Source organism: Paenibacillus profundus (genome assembly GCF_021369635.1).
Taxonomy (GTDB): Bacteria; Bacillota; Bacilli; order Paenibacillales; family Paenibacillaceae; genus Paenibacillus_B; species Paenibacillus_B profundus.
Genome location: NZ_JAJNBZ010000066.1, coordinates 1 through 10440, shown reverse-complemented (window position 1 = coordinate 10440; position 10440 = coordinate 1). Strand labels below are relative to the sequence as shown.

The 10440-nt window shown below is 44.5% G+C and carries 8 protein-coding genes and 1 pseudogene; 7 read left to right on the top strand and 2 right to left on the bottom strand.

Annotated elements, in window-relative coordinates; genetic code table 11:
- Positions 1-257: 257 nt before the first annotated feature.
- The 7 genes from LQV63_RS30665 (at position 258) to LQV63_RS30635 (ending at position 7386) form a co-directional block, all read left to right on the top strand.
- On the top strand, positions 258-1757 hold the full coding sequence (locus LQV63_RS30665) for an ABC transporter substrate-binding protein (protein WP_325175943.1): 1500 nt from the start codon (positions 258-260) through the stop codon (positions 1755-1757).
- Between the two features lie 284 nt (positions 1758-2041).
- Entirely contained in the window at positions 2042-2440 is a 399-nt protein-coding gene (locus LQV63_RS30660) for an Rrf2 family transcriptional regulator (protein WP_233699560.1), read from the top strand.
- Between the two features lie 240 nt (positions 2441-2680).
- Positions 2681-3607 carry an NAD(P)/FAD-dependent oxidoreductase gene (locus LQV63_RS30655; protein WP_019422201.1) on the top strand — a complete coding sequence of 309 codons (927 nt, stop codon included), beginning with the start codon at positions 2681-2683 and terminating at the stop codon, positions 3605-3607.
- A 16-nt stretch (positions 3608-3623) separates the two neighbouring features.
- A complete protein-coding gene (locus LQV63_RS30650; protein ID WP_233699559.1) occupies positions 3624-3989 on the top strand; it encodes a carboxymuconolactone decarboxylase family protein in 366 nt (121 codons plus the stop codon).
- Entirely contained in the window at positions 3940-4272 is a 333-nt protein-coding gene (trxA, locus tag LQV63_RS30645) for a thioredoxin (protein WP_233699558.1), read from the top strand. The genes LQV63_RS30650 and trxA overlap by 50 nt, the downstream gene beginning before the upstream one ends.
- 200 nt (positions 4273-4472) lie before the next feature.
- On the top strand, positions 4473-5090 hold the full coding sequence (locus LQV63_RS30640; RefSeq protein ID WP_233699557.1) for a class I SAM-dependent methyltransferase: 618 nt from the start codon (positions 4473-4475) through the stop codon (positions 5088-5090).
- Positions 5091-5910: 820 nt separating this feature from the next.
- Positions 5911-7386, top strand: a complete 1476-nt coding sequence (locus LQV63_RS30635) for a protein adenylyltransferase SelO (RefSeq protein ID WP_233699556.1) — start codon at positions 5911-5913, stop codon at positions 7384-7386.
- Between the two features lie 921 nt (positions 7387-8307).
- Here LQV63_RS30635 and LQV63_RS30630 read toward each other — a convergent pair.
- Together LQV63_RS30630 and ltrA are read right to left on the bottom strand one after the other, a co-directional pair.
- Positions 8308-8526 (bottom strand): annotated as a pseudogene (locus LQV63_RS30630) (IS3 family transposase); the annotation flags it as partial.
- A gap of 79 nt (positions 8527-8605) precedes the next feature.
- Entirely contained in the window at positions 8606-9853 is a 1248-nt protein-coding gene (gene ltrA / locus LQV63_RS30625) for a group II intron reverse transcriptase/maturase (protein ID WP_233699555.1), read from the bottom strand.
- Positions 9854-10440: the final 587 nt, after the last annotated feature.

Sequence of the window (10440 nt, the reverse complement as noted above, 5' to 3'; positions counted from 1 at the left end):
ACGCTAAGTTTACCATGTTTTGGAGCGTTTTTATAGTTTGAAGACACGCTCTAGTGAGGAGGCTTTTTTTATATATTTTTTAAAACAAGGGGGTTCCCATGGCGATATAGTACATTCCCTAATGGGGACTTAGGCGGAGGATTATGGACAACCATTCGGTTGGCGCTTTCTGTGTTTTTTGAATAGCATTTGGACGAATGTCACAATTCGAAGATTTGGATTGTTATATAGGATGAAGGCGTATGGGAGGTGAACCTGTGGAACATTCCAACCCCGGGGAAAAGGAACAGAGACAGCAATTATTCATAAACGTAAACATCAATGCTGATCTGTTCGATGAACATGGAAACAAAGCAGAGGGAGAGGAAACTATGAGGAAGAAATGGAGAATCGGAATCATGCTGCTGACGATCATGTCTTTGTTAAGCGGCTGTTTCGGAAAGAAGCAAGTACTGGAGCCACTGCAAGCGGGCACGATCAAGGTTGTCTATCAGGATGAAGATGCGTTCTACCGCGATTACGGAAACTTCTTTAAAATGAAATACCCTGATATTGATATAGAAGTCATAAGCCAAACCGAACTTTTTGCCAAATTTGGACAGGGTGAATCTTTTGACTTTGATGAAGAAAGAAGAAAATTACTAGATAAGTATAAGCCGGATGTATTGTTGCTGGATGAGGGCATGTTCGAAGTCCTTGCGCAAGAAGGAAAGCTGTACAATATTGAAGCGGCCATTCTTCAAGATAAATATGATATTGAAGGTTTCATGTCTGGACTTATCGACAGGATTAGAGCGAAGGGCAATGGGAAGTTGTATGGGCTGGCTCCCTATTTCGAAACAACTGTATTGTATTACAACCGTGAAATATTCAAGGAGCATCATATTGAACTACCAAGAAACAAGATGAGCTGGAAGGAATTAATAGATCTGGCCGGTAGATTCTCCAATATTGGATCGGGCGACGATCAAGTGTATGGATTTTATCAAGATTACGGCGGTCCCGAACAATTGATGTATGAGATTGTTGCTTCCTCCGGGTTGAGGCTGTTCGACGCGAAGGCAGAAAAGCTGCTCATTAACTCGGACGGCTGGAAGGAGGCAATTAAGCTGGCAACAGATGCTGCGCGCAACAAGTCTGTATACATTCCGCCTCAAGATGAGAATGGCAATCGGCTGAGTCAGGGGTATGAGCTCTTTTTCAAGGGACAAGCTGCGATGATGTTCCATCGACCTTGGTTTACGAGAGAGTTGAAGGACCGTCCACTCTATGAAGAGACACTAAAGAAAATCGACTGGGATATCGTTACAACTCCAGTTGATCCCTCAACTCCCGATGAATCCGCGAATGTGCGCTTGTCGGAAATTTATGCGGTAGCTGCTGATTCCCAGAATAAGCGAGCGGCATGGGAATTGGTCAAGTTCGTGAATGGCACGGACATGGCCCAGGCCACTTCGAAAACGAACGACGGAAGATTGCCTACACGCATTGACTATTTTAAGGAGCTTGAAGGGAGGAGCACAGAAGCATTCTATCTTCTGAAGCCGAAGGCAGTATCTTCTTATGAAGGATTATGGGGCAACAAAAATGTTCCTGAAGATTTCATTGGCTTATTCCGGCCTCTATTGTCAGAAGCGCTGCAAGCAATCATTGATAATCAAAAAACGTTAGATGAAGCGATTGCCGAGCTGGAAGAGAAGGGACAAGAAGCGCTGCTAAAAGCACATGAAGCGAAGAAAGCGAAGAAGGCGAGCTAGAAAAGAAAATAAGTTAAATGAAGTACATGAACATATGTACAAAGTAATCCGTCAACGTGCTGAACGCTTTGACGGATTTTTCTTTACTACATTCAGATCTTGAATTCTTAAACTATGTAATGGAGTGAACGTTCATTTCGCATGAAAGGTGAATTTAGTGACGACTAATAAGAGAGAAGACATTTTACTGGCAGCATTACACCCAAGATTCTAATCTACTAACTTGACACACTGGTGATTCAAGGATATTATGGATACAATAAGTCTTTAAATGAGGTGCGACCATGAGATTTACAAAAGCGACGAATTATGCTCTACACACCATGCTCATGCTAGTTGACGCTTCCCCAGTTAAGCCGGTAGGCGTTCAGCAGTTGGCGGAATCCCAGGGCGTTTCTCCAACCTATCTATCTAAAATTTTAACTAGGCTCGTGAAAGCAGGAATGATTGAATCGATTTCCGGAGCCAACGGAGGCTATCGGTTATCACGGAAGAGAGACGACATTACGTTTTTGGATATTATTCACGCCATAGAGGGTACCGCCTCCTTGTTTGAATGTAATTTTGTCCACGGCGACGAATGCCTGATTCAAGCGGTTATGAAGGAAGCGGAAGAGAAAATGGAGAGTCATCTCAAAAACACGAAATTGGCGGACCTGGCCCAAAGAGAAACGAAAGTTTAAGTTGGATCACTATATGTTTAAGAGGTCGTTCAAAAAGTCCACTTTTGATCAAGTTTTGCAACGCAAAACTCTCTTCGGAAGCATACACTTCGAGTTCTTGCAACCTTCTCGGTGCTAAAAACTGACCTTTTGAACACGGACTTTAAAGGAAAAGATACGGTTCGCTGCGTATAGAAATTTTTTTAAAATTATTATAGATATAAAGAGTCTTTAATATCTGATTAAGAGGAGATGAGCATCATGATTTACGATTGTGCCATTATTGGAGGAGGTCCCTCCGGGTTGAATGCATCCCTTGTGCTCGGCAGGGCGATGCGTAGCGTGGCTTTATTCGACAACAATCGTCCAAGAAATGCCGTTACACATGCGTCACACGGCTTTATTACGAGAGACGGCATAACGCTGGCCGAGTTCCGCCGTATCGCTTACGATGAGTTGCGGCGTTATCCATCTGTCGATCAACTGCTAAGGGAGGTTGTTTCGGTTGGCAGAATCGAATTAGGATTTGAAGTGCTTGATTCGTCCGGCCTGCGCGTTCAAGCGAGAAAACTGATCTTGGCGACCGGCGCAAAGGAGATATTTCCCGAGATCAAAGGCTTTGATCCGCTATATGGGAAAAGCTTGTTTAATTGTGTTTATTGCGATGGCTGGGAGCTGCGCGATCAACCGCTTGTCGTTGTTTCCGAGTATCCGACCGTTTTTCAAACGGCCAAATTGCTCCTCAATTGGAGCAAGGATTTGTTCGTATGCACGAACGGCCAGGCACCCTTGTCGAGCGAGCAAAAAAAACGGCTTCAATCAAAGGGAATCGTGGTGATAGAGCAACCTATAGCGGCTTTCATCGGACAAAATGGGGGGCTTGAGCATGTTCGCTTTGCGGATGGGACGCAAATCCCGAGGACTGCCGGCTTCGTGACTCCCAAATTAGTACAAAGCGCACCTTTCGGAGAACGTTTGGGCTGTGAAAGGACGGAGTCAGGCGGAATCAAGACGGATGAATGGGGACGAACTACGGTTCCTGGTTTATATGCCGCCGGGGATGCTTCGTGCTTCACGCCTTCCCAATTGGTATTTGCCGCGGCCGACGGCAGCCGAATTGCTATGGGCGTAAATAAAGATTTGGCGGAGGAAGATTTCGAACTTAGTCCAGATATGATAACGAATTGAATTGGAGGGATTCCGAATGGAATTGAGAATGATTCACTATGAAGTAAATCCTGTTGCTTACGAGGCATTGATGGGCCTCGAGTCGTTTGCTGTGAAATGCGGGTTGGATGCATCCATTATCGAGCTAATCAAATTAAGGGTATCTCAAATGAATGGCAGTTCCGTTGGCATTAATGTGAATGGTAGAACCCTCCATGACAAAGGAGACAATTTCGAACGCATTTTACTCCTGGATGTATGGCGTGACGTACCTAACTATAGCAGCAAAGAAAAAGCAGCACTTGAACTGGCTGAACATATTACGCGAGTTTCCGAGTTAGGGGTGCCTGATCATGTATATGATCAAGTCCGTGCTCATTTTAATGAACAACAGTACATTTAAAAACGAACTGCAAAGCGAAGGATTAACTATCGTCAATTTCTGGGCACCTTGGTGCGGACCTTGCAGGATGTTTGCTCCCATTCTTGAAGCGTATGACGCAGAAGGGAACAACGACGCCAAGATTCTCAAAGTCAATGTAGACGAAAATACAGAGACCGCCGCTTCCTTTAGAATCATGAGCATTCCGGCCACGATTCTGTTTAAGAGTGGCGAAGCGGTCGATAAAAAAGTCGGATTAATGTCCTTAGAGGGATTGAAGCAGTTTATATCGAGAAATCAATAAAACATTTCATTTTCTGACAAACACACATAACAAGACAGTTGGTCACGCCAATCCCATCTGCAGGACTTCATGCTTGTACTACGACAATGCTTGAATACCGATCGTCGCAGGAATTCACTTAACCCCTTAACAGAAGTTTTATTTAAGGAGCGTATATAGGCATATTGCAGTAATAAGTTTATCACAGGAGGCCAGAAAGTATGGAAAATACGTGGCATGAGCGTTTTAATTCGGAGGAATACATGTATGGGGAAGAACCTAACGCATTTATTCAACAACAAGCCTTTCGATTAGAAAACTGTCAAAAAGTTATCGCATTTGCTGAGGGAGAAGGTAGGAATGCTGTTTTTTTAGCAAAAAGAGAGCATGAAGTGACAGCAATTGACTATGCGGAGAGTGGTCTGCAAAAAACGAAAAAACTAGCTCAGAAGTATGGCGTTGACGTGCATACAAAAAAAGTAGACCTATTGGTAGATAGGGTGCCACATGAGGAATACGATGCTGCAATAATGGTATTTGGACATTTTCATAGAGATGCCCAGAACATGATTCTTAATAAAATGAAAAATGCAATAAAGCCTGAAGGGATTATTATGCTTGAGGTGTACTCCAAGGATCAATTACATTATGGTACAGGTGGACCCCCAGATCTTGATATGCTTTACGAACCAAAAGAAATTCTTGCTTGGTGCGAAGGTTATGAGGTGATCCATTTCTTCTATGGAGAACAGGAGCGAGTGGAAGGAAAGGCGCACACCGGTTTAGCTCATGTCATTCAACTTGTATTAAGACATCGGTCTGCTACATTCAGATCTTGAATCTTTAATTTCGCTGGTATAATATGTTATAAAATGGACGTTCATTCCGCATGAAAGGTGAGTCTAGTGACGACGAAGCTGAGAAAGATTCGGGAGTGGATCGGGATTGCGGAAGCTCACACCATGTTTGAATCGTATATGATTTTTCAGAATCTTGGCTCATACTTCGATATCGCCAGTTGAGTAGGAGATCCCGATAAGATTCCTCTTGTCAACGAATACGAAAAAGCGTCGCGATCTTCAACTCCGCCACTCCGCTGCGTGTCGATATCGTTGGGACTTTGGATGGTCACTGCCAAATATATATGACCTACCTCAAGGCGTATTTCCTCGACGAGTCTATAGGGCAGATGCTTGCGGATCTGCAACTTACTTTCATCAGTATTCGCCAAACTCCTGATTGTGTACGAAGGAGCAGTATGCGAAAGCATCAGCTCCTTTTCTTTTTAAGCTAAAGGGCAGCAATGCTTGTCACATCGGCATTTCATTGATATTCTGTGTTTGCTTCCGTTTAGTTCTTTTTGTTGCCAGGTGTCCGCAGATAATAAAGGAGGTAATAAATGATGGAGATTTATTGGATACTCGCATTGGAAATAAACTCATTTCGAGCCGGATAGTGTTGGTTCGAGACTGATATGTCACCAATAAGAGATGATCGCCTCAACGCAAAAGGCCGTAAACGCACTACGGGCAAAGTGGAGATAAAAGTTTATAACATAAAAGGGTACATATATGGTGAAAAAGGTATAATAAATAAGCGATAGTAAACCCTAAGAGGGGCACCTTAGATACAGAAAGATAAAAGAAAAAAGGAGATACGATGACAGAGAAAAAAGAAATAATAGAAATAGGATGGAACTTCGATAACAGTTATGCCCGTCTTCCGGAATTATTTTTTACAAAGCTCGACCCAACCCCTGTACGCTCACCGAAGTTGATGATCCTTAATGACTCGTTAGCACCATCCCTGGGATTGAACGTTGAAGCACTGCAAAGCACTGATGGCGTAGCGGTATTTGCCGGCAATCAGGTTCCTGAAGGCGCCTTACCTCTTGCCCAAGCTTATGCAGGGCATCAATTCGGGCATTTTACCATGTTAGGGGACGGCCGTGCTCTGCTGCTTGGCGAACAGATCACTCCCTTAGGCGAGCGGGTTGATATTCAGCTTAAGGGTTCAGGCAGAACGCCGTACTCCCGTCGAGGCGATGGTCGAGCGGCACTTGGACCGATGCTGCGCGAATACATCATTAGCGAAGCAATGCATTCTCTTGGTATTGCTACTACCCGAAGCCTAGCGGTGGTGACAACAGGTGAGTCAGTAATCCGCGAAACCGAGCAGCCTGGTGCAATACTGACCCGTGTAGCTGCCAGTCATTTGCGCGTCGGCACCTTTCAATATGTATCCAATTGGGGTAACGTCCAGGATCTTCGAACACTAGCTGATTACACATTGCAAAGGCATTTTCCAAAGGTTGACGCTGATGAGAACCGTTTTCTTGTCCTGCTTAAGGAAGTAATTAAGCTTCAAGCTGTGCTGATTTCCAAATGGCAGCTCGTTGGCTTCATTCACGGGGTGATGAACACCGACAACATGGCGCTTAGTGGAGAAACCATCGATTATGGTCCTTGCGCCTTCATGGATACGTATGACCCAGAAACAGTATTTAGTTCCATTGATATGGATGGCCGCTATGCCTATGGCAATCAGCCGAACATTGCCGCGTGGAATCTCGCGAGATTTGCTGAAGCCCTCTTGCCGCTGCTGCATGACAACGAGTTGCAGGCTGTCCAACTGGCCGAGGACGCAATATCAGAATTTTTCGAGTTGTATCACCGTAATTGGCTGGAGGGCATGAGGGGCAAGCTAGGAATCTTTAACGAGGAAGAGCAGGATGAATCCCTTATGGACGGTTTACTTAGTATGATGCAGAAGTATCGTGCGGATTACACGAATACTTTCCGTGCATTAACTTTCGAAAAGTCGGAGAACACAGCTCTATTTGGCAGCACGGAATATGCTGAGTGGTATGAAAAGTGGCAGGCGAGACTAAGCAGGCAGCAGGAATCAAAGGCCTCCTCGCAGCAATTGATGCGAAGTAGCAATCCCGGGCTAATCCCGCGCAACCATCGGGTAGAAGAGGCGCTAGAAGCCGCGGTGAAGCAAGGAGACTACAGCGTGATGGAGCGGCTTCTCGATGTTCTTTCGAGCCCATATGCACACAGCATCGAACAAGTTGAATATTCTACGCTGCCTGCGTTATCAACCCGTTCTTATCGAACCTTTTGCGGTACATAATATAGAAGGGGATGTTAAGACAACTTTCAGAAGATCTTGACTTCATTTTTTTTAGATAACGACAAAAGGGCGTAGAATGACGTGTGTTCATTCTGCGCCCTTTTTTATTTCATGAAAATCCATTTTATCCCAATAAGGAGGAGGATATCGAATGAGAAACTATATCGAGATAGTAAGCGAACATGTATGTTTTGAAGAAAGAAGCTTATCAAGGCTGGAGCATTAACAAAGGACAGCGGTGTACATTACACAGTGGAAGGAAAGGCTTTGATTTTTGCCTGAAGACTCTAATGCCAAGAGAAAAGAGTGGGCCAAGTAATCTTTGGACATATTCTTTTATCTAAAATTAAAATCATTAATGATAACCAAATTGCAGAATCACTTGCTCTTGCTCTCTTCATGGGGAATATCAGCACCTTTTGAAGTACCAGATAAAGCATTTATGGCATTAGAGTTGCGAGAAAATACTCTGGATTATGTTTCAGGAGTTATTGAATATCCAAGCGTGTTCTTTGAATAGGGTTTGTCAAGCGTTGTTTTTCCAGATGCTGTTATTCCGTTAACTCCCACTCGAACGGGATGGTTTATTCTTAGTCTCAATATTCTATTTGCTAAATCAGAAATTAAGTTTGCTCCTTAACATATAAGCTCCTTCCCGAGTAGTTGAGTCCGTATAATTGTGTAATATAGCTTCTTCCAATAAAATGAGAAAAGCCATGTTCAAATCTCTCAGTGGATTCGAATATTTTGCATCAATTATTTATTTGAGATAGTAAAGAACCGGGTGTAGCCGAATTGCTGGAATCCATATATAACCAGTTTCCATTTGTGCTGATCTTATAAATACGATTATACGAGGAGGTTCAGCAATGTTGGATTGGATAGAACCACAACAAAATGAGGGTCAATGGTGGACCTCTGTCAATAGATTGGACACATAAAACCGAGAGAATTACGCAGTTTTAGGTGCATACGTTCGTACTGATTGGGTGTGTAATACTCAATGGATGAATGGATTCTTTTACCATTATAAAAACACGAGATATATTCAAAAATAGATTTCTTTGCTTGACTTCTCGTTTTGAATTTCTCGAGATAAACCAGTTCCTTCTTTAATACGCTATGAAAGGACTCAATACAGGGTTGAGTAGCCCGAGGGAATCCCACCCTCAGGCTCTCTCAGAACCGGACTTGAACCTCTCAGCTCATCCGGCTCCCATTACCCAGCCCAACTTAAGTAGTTCATCTCCCATTGAACGAAGAGTTTGGGTTCTCGCTTTGCAATCTGATTAAGCCAATCCTGTGCCTGTTTGCGCCGCTGCCTGAACCTTTTATACTTTCTCATCGCCCAATTTATCAAGGCACGATTCATGCGTCGGTATACCGAATGCATCTCCGCTTTGTAGTAACGCCCATAATAGTTAACCCAACCTCTTAATACCGCGTTGAACATCCTCGACAGGTCTTCCAACGTCTTCTCCGATTTTAGCTGAATACGCCAACTCCGAATTGTTTGTCGCATAGACTTCTTTGCTTGATTGCTTGCCCCAGGAATGAAGCTGATGAAGTGTTTCCCTTCTCGATTTTTGGCTCTGCGCGGGCGAAACGTATACCCCAGAAAATCGAACGCAATTTCGTCGTACTGTAGTTTGCGATTGTCATCTTTACAGTACACGATGCGTGTTTTCACCGGGTGTAATTCCAAATCGCACTCCCTTAGCCTTGTCTCAAGTTCGGTCTTCAATTGCTCTGCTGCCATTTTGCTGTGACAGTGGACAACTGCATCATCTGCATATCTCGCAAACGGTTTATCCGAATGAAACTTCTCCATCCATTTGTCGAACGTGTAGTGCAGAAATAGGTTGGCCAACACGGGGCTGATCACGCCACCTTGGGGTGTGCCTTTTGTTCGCTTCACTAAGTCTTTATTCGGCATTTGTATGGGGGCTTCCAGCCACCTTTGGATATAGAGAATGAGCCATGGATTGTCCGTATGCTTACGAACTGCTTTCATCAGTAATTCGTGATTGATGTTGTCAAACAACCCTTTGATGTCAAATTCCAGTACCCAGTCATATGTCCAACAGCGTTGTCTTGTGACCGCTAACGCATCCATGGCCGACTTTCTCGGTCTATATCCATAGGAGTCTCGGTGGAAGTACGGCTCGACGCATGGTTCAAAGTATATTTTAGCAACCATTTGTGCTACACGGTCCGCGACCGTCGGTACGCCGAGTAATCGAGTTCCTCCGCTTTTCTTGGGTATTTCTACTGCTTGCACTGGCGGCGGAAAGTAACTCCCGGATGACATTCTGTTCCAGATGGTATAGAGGTTGTTCTTAAGGTTCGATTCAAACTTTTCTAAGCTGATTCGGTCAACTCCTGATGCGCCTCCGTTTGCTTTAACGCAGCGGAACGCTTCAAGTACGACTTGCTTGGAGATCTTGTAGGGCTTTATTTTGTTCATTGGCTCCTCCCTTCCGGTTGACCCCTGTACAAAACTGGATAATACAACCCCTTCGCTCCACTTCCGTTACGAAGTTTCCTCGCTACTACGGGTTGTTCCGTCCCTGTATTTCGCATTGATACTTTTGTCCTTGCGGTTCTTTCGCTTGGAGGTTTCTCTTCGCATCGAAATACAGGTTCCCACGTTCCTAACCAAAGCCTGTGCCACGTTCACGCCGCCTCTATGCCGGTCACCGTCCGGTCAGTAAGTAGGTTTCTTCCGGACTTATCCCGGGTCAACAACGCGAACCCGGTTTTGATGACGTCCCTGCTATTTCGACACGTACTCGGCGGTTCACTTGTGTTCGTCTCCATTGGCACTTACCTGACGAAGTCTGGCTCCGCCTTTTCCGTAACGCTCACCACCATGACTTTTGACCATAGCAGCTTACGGTGGTTTGAAGCCTTCACCTACATGACGACTTCGAGGGGCCGACCCTCATCTCCGGTTAAGCATGGTTATACCTTCAGTTAGGCTAACCTTCGTGGCACACCATTATCGTAGCAGTTTCCTTTACGACTCATGCTGCCGATCATCTGGTATTTCTT